Origin of the sequence: Roseomonas genomospecies 6 (genome assembly GCF_008365375.1) — a bacterium.
In the GTDB taxonomy this organism is placed as follows: domain Bacteria; phylum Pseudomonadota; class Alphaproteobacteria; order Azospirillales; family Azospirillaceae; genus Azospirillum.
In genome coordinates this window covers 25,540-41,594 of record NZ_QOKW01000018.1, presented here as the reverse complement: position 1 = coordinate 41,594, position 16,055 = coordinate 25,540, and the positions used below count along the sequence as shown (strand labels likewise).

General features: G+C 70.7%; 11 protein-coding genes. 6 read left to right on the top strand and 5 right to left on the bottom strand.

Going from position 1 to position 16,055, the window contains the following annotated elements:
• The first annotated feature begins 17 nt into the window (after positions 1 to 17).
• A complete protein-coding gene (locus tag DS843_RS31845; RefSeq protein WP_149470706.1) occupies positions 18 to 2,888 on the top strand; it encodes a glycosyltransferase family 4 protein in 2,871 nt (956 codons plus the stop codon).
• A gap of 8 nt (positions 2,889 to 2,896) precedes the next feature.
• Positions 2,897 to 4,012, top strand: coding sequence for a glycosyltransferase family 4 protein (locus DS843_RS20570; RefSeq protein WP_167525383.1), 1,116 nt, complete (start codon positions 2,897 to 2,899; stop codon positions 4,010 to 4,012).
• 19 nt (positions 4,013 to 4,031) lie between these two features.
• Here the strand turns inward: DS843_RS20570 and DS843_RS20565 are convergent, their stop codons facing one another.
• The 5 genes from DS843_RS20565 to DS843_RS20545 all read right to left on the bottom strand — a co-directional run bounded on the left by DS843_RS20565 (position 4,032) and on the right by DS843_RS20545 (position 10,724).
• Positions 4,032 to 4,901 (bottom strand): glycosyltransferase family 2 protein, encoded by an 870-nt coding sequence (locus DS843_RS20565; RefSeq protein WP_167525382.1) that lies wholly within the window; start codon positions 4,899 to 4,901, stop codon positions 4,032 to 4,034.
• 163 nt (positions 4,902 to 5,064) lie between these two features.
• Entirely contained in the window at positions 5,065 to 6,111 is a 1,047-nt protein-coding gene (locus DS843_RS20560; RefSeq protein WP_149470703.1) for a rhamnan synthesis F family protein, read from the bottom strand.
• A gap of 27 nt (positions 6,112 to 6,138) precedes the next feature.
• Positions 6,139 to 7,968: a class I SAM-dependent methyltransferase gene (locus DS843_RS20555; protein WP_286192219.1), complete on the bottom strand. Its 1,830-nt coding sequence runs from the start codon at positions 7,966 to 7,968 to the stop codon at positions 6,139 to 6,141.
• Positions 7,969 to 8,068: 100 nt separating this feature from the next.
• Positions 8,069 to 9,169, bottom strand: coding sequence for a hypothetical protein (locus DS843_RS20550; RefSeq protein ID WP_149470702.1), 1,101 nt, complete (start codon positions 9,167 to 9,169; stop codon positions 8,069 to 8,071).
• A gap of 109 nt (positions 9,170 to 9,278) precedes the next feature.
• Positions 9,279 to 10,724: a DUF2142 domain-containing protein gene (locus tag DS843_RS20545; RefSeq protein WP_149470701.1), complete on the bottom strand. Its 1,446-nt coding sequence runs from the start codon at positions 10,722 to 10,724 to the stop codon at positions 9,279 to 9,281.
• 123 nt (positions 10,725 to 10,847) lie between these two features.
• Between DS843_RS20545 and DS843_RS20540 the strand changes: the two genes are divergently transcribed.
• The 4 genes from DS843_RS20540 (at position 10,848) to DS843_RS20525 (ending at position 15,930) form a co-directional block, all read left to right on the top strand.
• On the top strand, positions 10,848 to 11,840 hold the full coding sequence (locus tag DS843_RS20540) for a glycosyltransferase family 2 protein (RefSeq protein WP_149470700.1): 993 nt from the start codon (positions 10,848 to 10,850) through the stop codon (positions 11,838 to 11,840).
• Positions 11,841 to 11,855: 15 nt separating this feature from the next.
• Positions 11,856 to 12,869, top strand: coding sequence for a sulfate adenylyltransferase subunit CysD (gene cysD / locus DS843_RS20535; protein ID WP_475849261.1), 1,014 nt, complete (start codon positions 11,856 to 11,858; stop codon positions 12,867 to 12,869).
• Positions 12,869 to 14,821: an adenylyl-sulfate kinase gene (gene cysC / locus DS843_RS20530; protein WP_286192218.1), complete on the top strand. Its 1,953-nt coding sequence runs from the start codon at positions 12,869 to 12,871 to the stop codon at positions 14,819 to 14,821. The genes cysD and cysC overlap by 1 nt, the downstream gene beginning before the upstream one ends.
• 149 nt (positions 14,822 to 14,970) lie before the next feature.
• The gene (locus DS843_RS20525) at positions 14,971 to 15,930 is read left to right on the top strand and encodes a UDP-glucuronic acid decarboxylase family protein (RefSeq protein WP_149470699.1); all 960 of its coding nucleotides are present in this window, start codon (positions 14,971 to 14,973) and stop codon (positions 15,928 to 15,930) included.
• Positions 15,931 to 16,055: the final 125 nt, after the last annotated feature.

Sequence of the window (16,055 nt, the reverse complement as noted above, 5' to 3'; positions counted from 1 at the left end):
CCAGCCGAGTCCTGTCCATGTCCTCATCCCAGTCCGCGCCCGCCCCCGGCTTCGCCGATTTCGTCGAGCGGCTTGCGAGCACCGAGCCGGTCGCCCGGATTCTGGCGGTCGGCTCCGGGCCGGGCCGGGACGCCCTGCGGCGCGGGCTGGAACGCAACCCGCTGCGCCCGTCCCTGGCGGAGGCCGAGGCTGGGGCCGAGAGCGGGAGCGGCATCGCCCTTCCGCTCCCCAACGCCCACGAGATCGGTGAGACCTGGCTGCGGTTCCGCAACGACGCGGACCTGCCGCCGCTCGCCGGCCTGCTCGCCGAACTCGAAGAGGATCTGAAGCGCCATCCCGCCGCATCGCCCGAGCCCGGCGCGCGGCGGGCGCGCGGCGGCTTCGGGCTGCTGCTGATCGAGGACGCCGGCTTCGCCGGGCTGCGCGCGCTGGACCGGGCCGACGACACCGCCACCGTCGTGATCGCCGCCCCCGCCGGCAGCGGCAGCGGCTGGCTGATGCGCCGCCGCCTGCGCGACGAGCCGGGCTGGGAGCCGGTCGCGGAGGGCGAGGGCTGGATCGCCTTCCGGCGCCGCCCGCTGGAGTCCGGGGCGGGGCTGCCGATCCATTTCTTCACCATCGTCCTGAACGGCGAGCCCTTCATCCGCTACCACGAGGCGGTCTTCGCCTCGCTGCCCCTGCGGTGGCACTGGCACATCGTGGAGGGCGTGGCCTCGCTGTCCCACGACACCGGCTGGAGCCTGGCGTCGGGCGGGCGGGTGCTGGACAGCGTGCACGACCGGGGCCGCAGCAACGACGGCACCTCCGCCTATCTGGACGAGCTGGCCGCCCGTCACCCCGACCGCATCACCATCCACCGCAAGCCGCTGGACTCCTTCTGGGACGGCAAGCGCGAGATGGTCAACGCCCCCCTGCCCCACATCCGCGAGCCCGGGCTGCTGTGGCAGGTGGACGCCGACGAGCTGTGGACGGCGGAGCAGATCCGCACCGTCCACGCCATGTTCCAGGCCAACCCGAAGCGCACCGCCGCCTTCTACTGGTGCGACTACTTCGTCGGGCCGGAGCGGATCATCAGCACGCGGCACAACTACGCCCAGAACCCGCGGCAGGAATGGCTGCGCACCTGGCGTTTCGAGCCCGGCATGGCCTGGGCGGCGCACGAGCCGCCGACCCTCGTCGGCGCCGACGGCAAGGACCTCGCCCAGATCGACCCCTTCACCCAGGACGAGATGGAGGAGGCCGGCGCCGTCTTCCAGCATTTCGCCTACGCGACCGAGGCGCAGGCCGCCTTCAAGGAAAGCTATTACGGCTACAAGGACGCCCGCGCCCACTGGCGCCGCCTGCAGGAGGAGGTGACGGGGTCGGCGCTGCTGCGCGACTACCTGCCCTGGGTGAGCGACGAGACCCTGGCCGACACCGCCGCCGCCCGCGGCGTGGTGCCGATCGCCGTGCCGGACGATGCGGCGGGCAACGGGGCCTGGCGCTTCCTCGACCCCGCGGAGGCCGCCGAGCGGCGCAAGGCCCTGGCGCCGGTGCGCCCGAAGATCCTGGTGGACGGGGTCTTCTACCAGCATCTCGGCTCCGGCATCGCGCGGGTCTGGACGGCGGTGCTTCAGGCCTGGGCGGCTTCCGGCTTCGCGGAGCATGTCGTCCTGCTCGACCGCGCCGGCACCGCGCCGCGCATTCCCGGCATCCACACCCGGACCATCCGCGCCCACGACAAGGCGTCCCCCGGCGCCGACAGCCTCTATCTGGAGCGGATCTGCCGGGAGGAAGGGGCCGACCTCTTCGTCTCCACCTACTACACGGCGCCGACCGCCACGCCCTCCGTCTTCATGGGCTACGACATGATCCCGGAGGCGCTGGGCTTCCCCCTCGCCGACGAGACGTGGCGGGAGAAGCACCGGGCGATCCTGCACGCCTCGGCCCACATCATGATCTCGAAGAACTCCGCCCGCGATTTGGAGCGGCTGTTCCCCTCGGTGCCGGCGGGCAGCACGGCGGTGGCCTATTGCGGGGCGGGCGACGCCTTCCGCCCGGCGGACGCGGCGGAGGTGGACGCCTTCCGCAAGGCGCACGGGCTGACCGGCCCCTATGTGCTGATGGTGGGCGAGCGGTCCGGCTACCAGGGCTACAAGAACGGCCTGCTGCTGTTCCGCGCGCTCGGCCTGAGAGATCCGACGACGGGCGGCCCGGCGGCGCGCGATCTGATCGTGCTGTGCGTGGGAGGCGGCAAGGATGTGGAGCCGATGTTCCGCGCCCTGGCTCCCGACACCCGCACGCTGCGCCTGTCGCTGAGCGACGAGGAGCTGCGGCTGGCCTACGCCGGGGCGGAGGCGCTCGCCTACCCGTCGCGCTACGAGGGCTTCGGCATGCCGGTGGTGGAGGCGATGGCCTGCGGCTGCCCGGTCATCACCTGCGCCAACTCCTCGCTGATCGAGGTGGCCGGCGACGCCGCGCTGTTCGTGGACGAGGACGACGCCGCGGGCATGGCGGCGGCCATCGCCGCGGCCCGCGATCCGGAGCGCCGCGCCGAGCTGGTCCGCCGCGGGCTGGCCCAGGCCGCCCGCTTCACCTTCGGCGCGATGGCCGAGACCATGGCCGCCCATCTGCTGGACAGCGCGGCGAAGCTGAAGGACGGGCGCCTCGCCCCGCCGCCCCCGGTGTGGCAGGAACTGCGGGCCACCCAGGCGGCGGGCATGGCCGCCGGAGCCGGCGACGAGGAGGACGAATCTCCCTGGGTGCTGCGCCGCCGCCTGCAACGAAGCGAGCAGCATCTGCGCACGGTCCAGAACGAGCTGACCAGCATGCAGAACAGCCCCTTCTGGCGCCTGCGCACGGTCACGCTGGGCATCCTGGTGCGGCTCGGCGTGACATGGCGGCGCTGAGCCGCCGCATGCGCGTTCTCTTCGACGACCACATCTTCTCCATCCAGCGTCACGGCGGCGTGTCGCGTTGCTTCGCCGAGATCGTCACGGAGCTGCGCGCCCGTCCCGGCGTGCAGGTGGTCCTGCCCTTCCGGCAGGTCATCAACAGCCATCTGATGGACCAGCCGGACCTCGACGTCCGGGATTTCCTGGGCAACCGGCATTTCCCCGGCAAGCGCAGCCTTCTGCGCGCCCACAACCGGCGGCTGGTCCGCCGCGCGCTGCGGCATGGGGCCTTCGACGTCTTCCATCAGACCTTCTACGACACCGGCCTGACCGACCTGCTTCACGGACGCCCCATGGTGGTGACCGTCCACGACATGGCGCCGGAGCTGATGCCGGAGATCTTCGTCAAGCCGGAGGAGATCCATCCCGGCAAGCGGGCGCTCTGCGCCGCCGCCGCCGCCATCGTCGCGGTGTCGGAGCACACCAAGGCCGATCTGGTCCGGCTCTACGGCATCGACCCGGCGCGGGTGGAGGTGGTGCATCACGGCCTGTCGCGGGACGCCGTGTGGGTGCCGGGCCGCCGGGCGGGGATCGCGCTGCCGGACCGCTATCTGCTGATCGTGGGACGGCGCGACGGCTATAAGAACTTCGCGGGCGTGGCGCGGCGTCTGGCCGCCCTGCTGGCGCGCCGGCCCGACCTGCATCTGGTCTGCGTCGGCGGGGGCCATCTCCAGGACGAGGAGCGCCAGCCCTTCCTGGAAGCCGGCTGCGCCGCCCGCCTGCACCAGCGCACGCTGGCCGCCGGCGACCTCGCCTACGCCTACGCGCACGCCACCGCCTTCGTCTTCCCGTCGCTGTACGAGGGGTTCGGGCTGCCGATCCTGGAGAGCTTCGCCAACGGCTGCCCGGCGGTGCTGAGCGACCGGAGCTGCTTTCCCGAGATCGCCGGCGACGCCGCCGCCTATTTCGACCCCATGGAGCCCGAAAGCCTGACGGAAGCCCTGGAGCGGGTGCTCGGCGACTCCGCTCTGCGCCACGGGCTGATCGCCAAGGGGCGGCGGCGCGTCCAGGACTTCACATGGCCGGGGGCCGCCGACCGGCTGCTGGCCCTCTACCGCCGCCTGCCCGTCCATCGCTGAGGCGGCGGGACGCCGGCCGTCAGAAGGCGCGGACGGCGCAGCGGGCCAGGAAGCGCGCGGTGCGCGTTGGGGACCAGGAGAAGGCGCGCCCGATGTGGCTGAGCGCCTTCGCGTGGGCGTCCTCGTGCACGGCGGCGACCGCCTGTTCGATGGCGAGGCTGGCGCGGAAACGCCGCAGCCCTTCCGGACCGGCGATGCGCAGCACGCGGTCGGCGTGCAGCCGGTCGAGACGGTCGATAGCGACGGCGACCGGCCCCGAGCGCGCGGGCCGTCCCACATGCACCACCGCCCCCAGCACCGGCAGGCAGTCGAAGGTGAAGCGTTCCATGCAGCGCAGGAGCCAGTCCCAGTCCTCGAGCCGGGGCAGCGTCTCGTCGAGCGGGCCGACGGCGGCGAAACAGTCGCGCCGCACCATGAGGGTGGAGCCGGGGGAGACGTAGCAGCCGTCGAGGATCGTCTCGAACCAGGTCCCCTCGGGCTTCGGCCACCGCTTCATGCGGCGTCCGGTCTCCTCCCGGTGCAGAAGGAAGCCGGTGCACAGCGCCTGCGGCGCGTCCGGCCCGCCTTCCAGCACGTCGATCTGGGCACGCAGCTTGCCCGGCAGCCATTCGTCGTCGGAGTCGAGGAAGGCGATGTAGCGGCCGCGCGACGCCTCCAGCCCGGTGTTGCGCGCCGCCGCCGCCCCGCGGTTGGTTTCGTGCCGGATCGACCGGATACGCGCGTCGCCGAAGGAATCGGGTATATCCGGGCTGCCGTCGGTGGAGCCGTCGTCCACGACGATCAATTCCCAGGACGCGACGTCCTGCGTCAGCACGCTGTCGATGGCACGGCGCAGCGTGTGAGCCCGGTTGAAGACCGGTATGACGACGCTGACCAGAGGCTCTTCCATCGACGATCTCGTTCGGGGCACGGCAACCGTTGCGTTCCGACCATAAGGCAGCACCCTGCGCGACGGGAAGGGGCGACGCGCAGGGGGCATCGATTTCCGGAGCGGTGTGCCCCCCATCCCTCACAGGGGCCATCCCTCACCAAGGGCTGACCGGTGAAACGCCTCAGACGCTTCGGTTCTTCAAGGACAATTCGAGATGACGCAGGATCAGCTCGGTGTCGTAGTCGCTCGACTGCTTCACCACCCGTTCCCAATAGTTCAGCAGCGGAATGCGCGCCGGATTCTTCTGCAGCAGGTCGCGTTTCAGGAACGGGAAGTCCATCTGGGCGATCAGATAGTCCCAGAAGAAATGCGTCCCGTTCAGCGGAACGCCGGCGTTGATCGTCCGGAAAACCTGCTGGATGAAGGATTTGCGCACCGGGTCCATGCCGTCGCCGGCGATGTTGCGCTCCACCACCGCCTCGATCAGGGCGGTCGCCGCCTGACGGTAGGGGAAGGCGGCACGGCAACGCAGGCCGGCGCGGCGCAGCGCGCGGGTCAGCCCGATCTCGTACTTGCGCACGATCCAGGTCTTGGACTGGACGTAGCGCAGCCGGTCCCAGAAGGCTCCGAAGGCGGGAGAGGCGAGCGCCGCCTTGTGGAACAGCAGGAAGTAGCTCTGCAGGTGGAAGGCGAACTCCCAACTGTCCGACGCGCCCCAGACGTCGGCGTCCTGCGGGTCCATCCGCTCCAGCAGCCCCGCCAGATGGTGCAGCGGGCCGTAGACGCTGTCGTTGGCGAGCAGCAGCGCGTCGAGCGCGGTCCGATCCGGAATCGCGGCGATGCCTTCCTTGTAGGCGCCGAAGTCGTAGCCGACGTTGTCGCGCCGGAGGATGAGCGCGCAGATGTCCCGCAGCGGCTCGATCTGGGACTCGGCCAGACGCGGCGCGTTGCTGGCGAAGACGATGGCGAAGCCCAGCGCGTGGAGCTGGCGCAGGTAATGCCACACGAAATCGTGGACGACGCCCTGCCGGTCGTAATGAACGAACACCACCACGCGGCGCGCCCCGGCGAGCGGCACCCGCCCGTCCCAGCGTTCGCGCACATAGCTGTCCTTGCGGAAGCCGCTGATCCAGTAGGAGACGTAGCCCGCCATGATCTTGCATTGCACGATCGCCCAGGCGATCACGAAACGCAGGCGGAAGGGAAGACGGATCAGGGTGCTCAGCATGGGGGCGTTTCCGTCCTCTGGCTCGCGTCAGGTGGGCAGGCGCTGGGTGCGGACCAGAAGCTCCGTCCGCGCCCGCAGGTCGAGCGGCACGGACGGCAGGCCGGCCTCGGGCTTCAGCAGGCCGCGCAGGGCCTCGCCCGCCTCGTCCTTCCGTCCGGCGTTGACCAGCGCCTGCCCCTGGTGGAACAGCGACGGCCACAGCAGGGCTTGGACGATCGGCGCGGTGGCGCGGTCGGGCAGGTCCAGACAGGCCCGGTGGGCGCGCCCGAAGAAGGCCGCGGCGCTGCGCGGCGCCTTGCGGTGGTTCAGCGTCAGGATGCCGAGCGCGAAGGCGGTGGAGGCTAGGACGGCGCCGCTCTCCGGCAGGGCGGCTTCCACCCCCGCGGCCAGCCGGTCCGCCGCCTTGTACTGGCCGAGATTGACCAGATCCACGAAGATCTTGCGCTGCGCGTCCTCCAGGATGCCGGCGGGAATGCGCTCGCCGAGCTGCGGACTGGGGGTGTGGGCAAGCGTCTGCAGCTCCTCCACGGCCCGGTCCGGCTGGCTCCAGACGAGCAGGTGGCTGGCGTAGCAGCGGGCCCGCCACATCAGCTCCTCGCTTTCCTCGTCGTCGGCTCCGATGATGTGCAGGGTCGCGCGCATCTGCTCACCGGCGAACGCCGCCGCCTGGAACCACTGCCGGGCCAGATCGCGCTGTCCGTCGGCCAGCCACGCCACGATGCCGCTGAAATACAGGATGCTGCCCAGGCAGAACGGATAGGCGCCGTGATGCTCCTCGATGCTCTTCGGCTTCGGGGCCGCCGACAGATCGGCGAGCAGACGGGCGGGGTCGGTGAAATCGAGGTTCCAGTGCTGCCGGCAGGCCGCGAACACGTCCGCCTGCGCGGCGCGCGCGGCTTCGAAGTTCCCGGCGTTGGTCATTTCCTTCAGAAGCCGGTAGCGATACCCCACGCCGAGGGGCGTGACCGGATCGGTCGTTCCGACGCGCGTGCGCAGATAATCATGGTAGGGGCGCCGGTTGAAGGACCGGGTCAGATCGGCCCGCAGTTCCTCGCCGACCGACGCCGCCACTCTCAGCGTGTGTCCACGGTCCACCACCATGACGCTCTTGAACCCGACCCTCCGCAGGAGGGCCTCGATCCCCTTGGGGCTGTAGAGCGCGTAGTGATAGCCCGGGCACAGCATCGACAACAGCGTGCCCGGCTGCGTTTCCGGACGGATGCCGGTGGCGCTGGGCGTGGTGAGCAGCAGCGTGCCCTCGATCGTCAGCGCATCGCGCAGGACGACGAGCAGCTTTTCCGGTTCGAAGACATGCTCGATCAGTTCGGCGCACAGAGCGAGATCGTAGGGTTCCGGCCCCGCATCGGCCGCCGAATGCAGATAGACGTGCTGGATGTCGACGCCGAGCGCTTCCCGTCCGAAGCGGGCGCTGTATCCCGGATCGAAGCCCCGGGCGTCCCAGCCGAACGCCACACGGGCGTAATCGAGCAGGAAGCCGAAGCCGCAGCCGATCTCGATGTAGCGGCGCACCGCGGTGGGATCGATCGCCGCCAGAAGCTCGGCCATCACGTCGATGCCCGCGTTCTGCTCCAGATAGACGTCCACCAGCGGGTCCAGCACGGCCTCGTAAGGCGGCTGCCCCATGGTCGGATGGAAGGCGGTCCCGCAGGCCGGGCAGGACACCAGCGGCTGCTCCGGATGCGGGGGCCAGGGAGAGCGGACCCGCAGACGGACCTGCTTGGCCCCGCCGTCGCCACAGGCCGGGCAGACGGCGTCCAGGTGATTGTCCCCGGCTTCCCAAACGATCGTCCGAGTCCAGTCGATGATTTCCGTACCGCCCATGTCGATCTTGTTCATTCCGTCCCCACCATCGTCCCGATCCGCCCTGTCGTCTTAACAAGCCGGTCTTCCAACCACAAGACGCGCCGCGCCGGACCGGCGCGGCACCGGCTTTTCCTCAACCACGCTGCGGATAGTGGCGGGCAAGATCCTCCGAAATCCTGCGGTCGGTCGGCCATGTCACCACGCCGTCCGGCAGCTCCCGCACTTTGCGGGCCAGGACGAAGGAACCGCCGAAGGAGGAAACGAGCGGCATGAGCGCATGCGCCGGAACACAATGCTCCATGTATATCCGAACCTTCTGATTCATCCCGGCGGCGATGATCTCGAACCCCATGGCCGGGCCGAACAGGATCTTGAGCCCCTCGTCGCTGAAGCGCCAGAAATCGTTCGGCTCTTCGTGCACGGGCCAGGACTGGTGGGTCGTGTGGAAGGTGAGGCCGCCGATCTGCAGCGCCCGGTTCACGCCGTAGGCGAAGAGCCAGGGATGGGCGAGATGCTCCATCACCGACAGCGAGAAGACCGCCCCGGCCGCTGCCGTCCCGATCAGGTCGTGGATGTAATGGGCGTCGCCGACCACATCGACGTTGGGGGCGGCGTGGATGTCCATGCCGATGTAGCGCTCCGCCCCGGAGAAGGCGGCGCGCAGCGGGCTCATCTGCGAGCTGACCACGCGGGCGCCGACCTCGGCGACGACCAGCCGGCGTTCGTTCACTTCGCGCTGGAAATCCTCGAACGCCCGCTCCGCGGCGCCGTGCTCCGGCTTGGGGTCCTGCCAGACGCTGCCGTCGGTCAGGCAGTAGGGCTTGCGGGCGGCCTCGGGGGAGCGGGGAAGCTCCACCGTCTCGACGAAGCGGTCGTCGGCGGTGATCACCTCGAAGGTCACCGGGGTGCCCGCCCGCCAGGGGAGATAGAGCTTGAAGCCGCTCTCCGCGCTGTTGGGGAACTCCGCGTAATGGGGCAGCACGTCCGGGCGGGGCGCGAAGCCGGCGATCTCGTAGGCGTCCTCCCCCGCGGCGACGCGCAGGGTCAGGATGCGCCGCTCATAGGCGTGAATCCAGCCTTCCAGATAGAGGCCGTTGCGGTCGCACCAGAAGACCTCGATGGCGTAGACGAAGGGCTTGCGAGGGGGCGGCGGCGGTTCGACCAGGCCGGTCCGCGTCAGGGCGGTGCGGAGGGTCCTGGCGGCGAGGCGGAGGGCGGAAGGGCGCTGTTCCATGCGACTGTCCTGGAAAGCTCCGCAGGCGGCACCGCCACCAGCGCGGGAAGGAGAAAACGGGCCGCAACAGATAGGCGCTGCACGCAGCCGCTGTCAATTCACGCTGGCCTCAATTCACGCCGCCCGCCGGAACCCACAGCCGCCCCCAGGCGGCCAGCACGTCCAGCAGAACCGCACCGTTCAGCGCCATGAAAAGGGCGAACAGCCCGAACCGCAGCCCGTGGCGCAGGCCCGCCGGGGTCCAGGGCCCCGCCGCCGCCGCGAGCGCCAGGACGACCAGAACCTGGGCCGGCAGGAAGTAGCGGCCCTGAAGCCCCAGCACCATGTTCGCCCCGACCGGGGTGAAGCCGACCCAGAAGGCCGCCATGACGACCAGCACGTAGGCCGGGGCCGGCAGCAGATAGCCCACCCCGATCACCGGATCGCGGCGGCGGGCGCCGTCGCACAGGGCCAGGGCCGGCAGGACCCACAGGGCCGCCAGGATCAGCCGGTCGTCGGCGTAGCCGCTCCAGGGCGGCGGGTGGCCGCCGTAGCGCCCGTAGCCGTCGCGCCACCACATGATCGCCCAGTCCCGCGTGGTGGTGGCGAAGATCCGCAGCGTCTCCAGCGGGTCGGCGCGCATGGCCGCGATCTGCGCCGCCGGGTCGGCGGCGGTTCCCCAATAGGGACCGGGGACGAAGGGATAGGCCATGTTCCACGAGAGCGCGATGCCCAGAGCGAGGCCGAGGCAGAGCGCGGTCAGCGCGATCCGTCCCCGCGTCCCGCCCGCCACCGTCCCCGGCAGGTAGAGCAACGCCGCGGCGAAGGGCGCCATGGTCAGCTTCAGGAAGCCGAGCGCGGCCGACAGGGCCAGCAGCCCCGCCACCTCCCAGGCCCCGAGCGGCGTGCCGCGGTCGCGGAACCGCCAGACCAGGGCCAGAAGCAGGGCGGGAATCGTCAGGTTCAGGGGGTCGGCGCTGAGCGAGCAGGCGCTCTGCAGGGCGAAGGGCGACAGGGCGAGCGCGGCGAAGACCAGCCGCCCGCCGGGCAGCGCCCACAGGACCGCCAGCACCATCAGCCCGTAGGCCACGGCGTTGCCGATCCGCCCCGCGTGCATCTGGTCGAGCGGACCCAGCCCCCAGGCGCGCGCGGCGGCGGTGAAGGCCGCCTGCGGCAGGTAGGCGAGCGGCGCGAAGCTGGCCGAGCTGGGGAAGGGCACCACCTCGTCCCGCGGCGGCAGGGTGGCGAGATGGTCGGACAACGCGCGGGCCTGCACCGCATCGACCGGGGCGTGCTTCTGGATCAGCTCGATGTAATGGAGCATGTGGAGGTAGCTGGCCCGGTCGATCGGCCCGCCCCAGGAGTTGGGTCCCAGCTCCTCCGCCAGGAAGTGCCCTTGGGCGATCTGCAGCACCCGCTGCCAGTGGAACGGCTCGTCCAGTCCGGCGTAGGGCGGGGTCTTCACCAGAAGCTGCGCGCCGAACACCACGTAGAAGAGCGCGGCGGCGGCATAGAGAAGGACGGCGGCCAGCCGCGGCCCGGTCCGGGCCGGCTCGTGCCGGGAGATCGTGCGCATGCGGCCGGGCATCCTCTCTTTTTTCTTCCTTCACGCCGGACAGACGTTGCCCCGCACGGGGAGAGCGCGGTAACAGACCACATTCCCCCGGCGGCTGGAACGCCGAATCGCCCCGCACTGGCCATGATCCCGAGCGTCCGCATCATCACCGTGAACTGGAACGCCGGGGACCTGCTGCGCGCCTGCGCCGCCTCGGTGCCTTCGGCGCTGACCGGCGCCGCCCCACTGGAAGGCGTGACGCTGGAAGCCATGGTGGTGGTGGACAACGCATCCGCCGACGGATCGGCGGACGGGCTGGAGACCGGCGCCCTGGTCGCGGGCGGCGGGCCGCTGACCGTCCTGCGCAACCCGGAGAACCGCGGCTTCGCCGCCGCCTGCAACCAGGGCGCCGCCGGATCGCGGGCGGACTGGCTGCTGTTCCTGAACCCGGACACCCGGCTGTCGGACCGGTCGCTCGCCCCGGCCTTCGCCTTCCTGGCGGAGCCGTCGCAGGCGCGCACCGGAATCCTCGGCATCCGGCTGGTGGACGAGGCGGGGCGGACCCAGCGGTCCTGCGCGCGGGTGCCGACGCCGGGCCGCATCCTCGCCCAGGCGGTGGGGCTGGACCGGCTGGCGCCCGGCCTGTTCCCGCCGCATTTCATGACGGAGTGGGACCATCTGGACAGCCGCCCCGTCGATCAGGTGATGGGCGCCTTCCTGCTGATCCGCCGCTCCCTGTTCGAGGCGCTGGGCGGCTTCGACGAGCGCTTCTTCGTCTATTTCGACGACGTGGACCTGTGCCTGCGCGCGCGCCGCGCCGGCTGGGAGGTGGTGCATTTCGCCGGGGCGGAAGCGTTCCACAAGGGTTGCGGCACCACCGACCAGGTGCGCGACCGGCGGCTATTCTACGCCCTGCGCAGCCGAATCCTGTTCGCGGCGAAGCATTTCCACCCCGTAGCCGCCGCCCTGGTGGCGGCGGCTACCCTGACGGTGGAGCCGCTGGCGCGGCTGGCCCACGCGCTCGCCGCCCGTTCCCCGACGGACGCCCGCGCGGTGCTGCGCGGCAGCGCCCTGCTGTGGCGGTCCCTGCCCGGCCTTCCGGCATCCCGGCCGCCCTGCGGCGGATCAAAGACATGACAAGAAGCGTCCTTCATGTTTCGGCAACGGATCGGTCGCATCGTCCACATGGCGGGACGCGACGACGCTCCGCCTGCCCACACCGACCGGCTGCCCCCGCCTGGCCCCACCCATGTGAAGCCCATGCCGAACCTGCCCGACGACCTCAGGCTCCTCGAAGCGGAATCCATTGCCATCCTGCGTGAAACCGCCGCCGGTTTCGGCAGGCCGGTGCTGCTCTATTCCATCGGCAAGGACAGCGGCGTGCTGCTGCATCTGGCGCGCAAGGCGTTCCACCCCTCGCCGGTGCCCTTCCCGCTGCTGCATGTGGACACCGGCTGGAAGTTCCGGGAGATGATCGCTTTCCGGGACGAGACGGCGCGGCGGCTGGGGCTGAACCTGCTCGTCCACACGAACCAGGACGGGGTGGCCCAGGGCATCGACCCGATCCGCTCCGGCTCCGCCGTCCACACCCGCGTCATGAAGACCGAGGCGCTCCGCCAGGCGCTCGACCGGCACGGCTTCGACGCGGCCATCGGCGGCGCCCGGCGCGACGAGGAGAAGAGCCGCGCCAAGGAGCGCGTCTTCTCCATCCGCAACGCCGCCCACGCCTGGGACCCGCGGGACCAGCGGCCCGAGCTGTGGCGCCTGTGGAACACCCGCATCCAGCCGGGGGAGTCGGTCCGCGTCTTCCCGCTGTCGAACTGGACCGAGCTGGACGTCTGGCGCTACGTCGCCGCGGAGGCCATCCCCGTGGTGCCGCTCTATTTCGCGGCGGAGCGCCCGGTGGTCCGCCGCGCGGGCGCGCTCATCATGGTGGACGACGGACGGCTGCCTCTGAACCCCGGCGAGGTCCCGGAAAGGCGCCGGGTGCGCTTCCGGACGCTGGGCTGCTACCCGCTGAGCGGCGCCATCGACTCCGATGCCGCGACCGTGGAGGACATCATCGCGGAGATGCGGGCCTCACGGACCTCCGAGCGTCAGGGCCGCCTGATCGACGGCGACGAGCCGGCCTCCATGGAGCGCAAGAAGCGGGAGGGGTATTTCTGATGGCGGACTCTCCGATGGGCGACACCGGGCCGATGGGCGACACCGGGCCGATGGCCGACACCGGGCCGATGGCCGGCACCGGGCAGAGCCTGCTGCGCTTCCTCACCTGCGGGTCGGTGGACGACGGCAAGTCCACGCTGATCGGGCGGCTCCTGCACGATGCCGGGCTGGTCCCCGACGACCAGATGGAGCAGGTCCGGCGCGACAGCCGCGGCCGGACGGACCGGGAGGGGGAGATCGACTTCTCCCTGCTGGTGGACGGGCTGGAGGCCGAACGCGAGCAGGGCATCACCATCGACGTCGCGCACCGCTACTTCGCCACCCCGCGCCGCAGCTTCATCGTCGCCGACGCGCCGGGGCACGAGCAGTACACGCGCAACATGGCGACCGCCGCGTCGGGCGCGTCGCTCGCCGTGCTTCTGGTGGACGCGCGCAAGGGGCTGCTGACCCAGACGCGGCGGCACGCCATCGTCGCCTCCCTGATGGGCATCCGCCATGTCGTTCTGGCCATCAACAAGATGGATCTGGTGGAGGACGGCGAGGCCGTCTTCACCGCTGTCCTGAAAGAGTTCACGGCCTTCGCCGGTTCCCTGAAATTCCTGTCGGTGACGGCGATCCCGCTGTCGGCGCGGCGCGGCGACAACGTCGTCCACCGCTCCGCGGCCATGCCCTGGTACCGGGGCCCCACCCTGCTGGAGCTTCTGGAGAGCGCCGCGGTGGAGGACGGAGCGGCGGCGGACGGTCCGCTGCGCTTCCTGGTGGAGTGGGTGAACCGTCCCGGCCCGAATGTGGACCCGGATTTCCGCGGCCTGTCCGGAACGGTCCTGTCGGGACGGCTGGAGACGGGCGGCACGGTGACGGTGTGGCCGTCGGGCCGGTCCGCCCGGATCGCCCGGATCGTGACCTTCGACGGCGACGCGGCAGGGGCGCGGGCCGGCGACGCGGTGACCGTGACCTTGGAAGAGGCGGTGGACGCCGGGCGCGGCGACCTGCTGAGCGGCCCGGACGAAACGCTTGGCGGCGCGCCGGAGGTGGCCGACCAGTTCGCCGCGCATCTTCTGTGGATGGCGGAGGAGCCACTGATCCCCGGCCGTTCCTACCTGCTGCGCGCGGGTGCGCGGTGGATTCCGGCGACCGTCACCGCGCTGCGGCACACGCTGAACGTGGAAACGCTGGAGCATGGGGCGGCCACGGTCCTGGGGCTGAACGCGGTCGGGCTGTGCAACCTGTCCACCGCGGCGCCGCTCGCCTTCGACGCTTACGAGGCCAACCGCCACACCGGCTCCTTCATCCTGGTGGACCGCTTCTCCAACCGGACCGTCGGCGCGGGGATGATCCGGCACCCCCTGCGCCGCGCCGCCAATCTGCACCGGCAGGAGCTGGCGGTGTCCGCGGAGGAGCGCGCGGCCCTCAAGCGGCAGCGCCCGGCGGTCCTGTGGTTCACGGGCCTGTCGGGGTCCGGCAAGTCAACCATCGCCAACCGGGTGGAGCGGAGGCTGCATGCGCTCGGCCACCACTCGATGATGCTGGACGGCGACAATGTCCGGCTGGGGCTGAACCGCGACCTGGGCTTCACCGACGCCGACCGGGTGGAAAACATCCGGCGCGTCGGCGAGGTGGCGAAGCTGATGACCGAGGCCGGGCTGATCGTGCTGTGCGCCTTCATCGCCCCCTTCCGGGCGGAACGGGAGGCGGTGCGCGCCCTGCTGCCCGACGGTGCCTTCCTGGAGATCTTCGTGGACACGCCGCTGACGGAATGCATGCGGCGCGACCCCAAGGGGCTGTACGCCAAGGCGCAGGCCGGAACCCTGCGCAACTTCACCGGGGTGGACTCCCCCTACGAGGCGCCGGATGCGCCCGAACTGCGGCTGGACACGGTGGCGGAGGACGCCGACGCGCTTGCCGAACGGGTGGTGGAGCTTCTGCGCCGGCAAGGCATCGCCGGAGTCTGACCGGCCTCCGCCTCCGGAACGGCGGTCGCGGCATAATCGCTTGCCAAAGCTGCGGACTTGCGGCCATGTGCAGGAGTGTTTTCCAATCGGGCACCGGCGGTGACGCCCGGTGAGCCGAACCGCCCAGAGAAACTCTCCAGAGACACTCCATGACCGGAATTCGTAGCTTCAATCGACGCGTCCTGGTGACCGGCGGCGCCGGCTTCCTCGGCTCCCACCTCTGCGAGCGGCTGCTCGCCCGCGGCGACGAGGTGGTGTGCGTCGACAACTACTTCACCGGATCACGGCGGAACATCGCCCATCTGATGGGCAACCCGAACTTCGAGACGATCCGCCACGACGTCACCTTCCCGCTGTACGTCGAGGTGGACCAGATCTTCAACCTCGCCTGCCCGGCGTCCCCGGTCCATTACCAGCACGATCCCGTGCAGACGACCAAGACCAGCGTGCATGGCGCCATCAACATGCTGGGGCTGGCGAAGCGGCTGAACGCCCGCATCCTCCAGGCCTCCACCAGCGAGGTCTACGGCGACCCCGCCGTCCATCCGCAGCCCGAGGAATATTGGGGCAACGTCAACCCGATTGGGCCGCGCTCCTGCTACGACGAGGGCAAGCGCTGCGCGGAGACGCTGTTCTTCGACTATCACCGCCAGCACAAGCTGCCGATCAAGGTGATGCGGATATTTAACACCTACGGGCCGCGCATGCATCCCAACGACGGCCGCGTGGTGTCGAACTTCATCATGCAGGCGCTGAAGGGCGAGCCGATCACCGTCTATGGCGATGGGTCCCAGACCCGCTCCTTCTGCTACGTCGACGACCTGATCGAAGGCATGATCCGGCTGATGGACTCGCCCGCCGAGGTCACCGGCCCGATCAACATCGGGAACCCCGGCGAATTCACCATGCTGGAACTGGCCGAGCATGTGGTCGCGCTGACCGGATCGCGCTCCGTCATCGAGCACCGCCCGCTGCCCCAGGACGACCCCAAGCAGCGCCGCCCCGACATCACCAAGGCCAAGAGCCTTCTGGAGTGGGAGCCCACCATCCCCCTGCGCGACGGGCTGGAACGGACCATCCACTATTTCCGCAGCCACTTCTTCGGCTGAGGCGGACGACGCCCCCCGGGAAGCGGGGTGGAAAGGGGGAGGGTGCCATCGGGCGCCCTCCCCCTTTTTCTTGCCGCGGATTTCATGCCATGGACGCCGCCGTGCCGCCCCGCGCGGACCGGTCC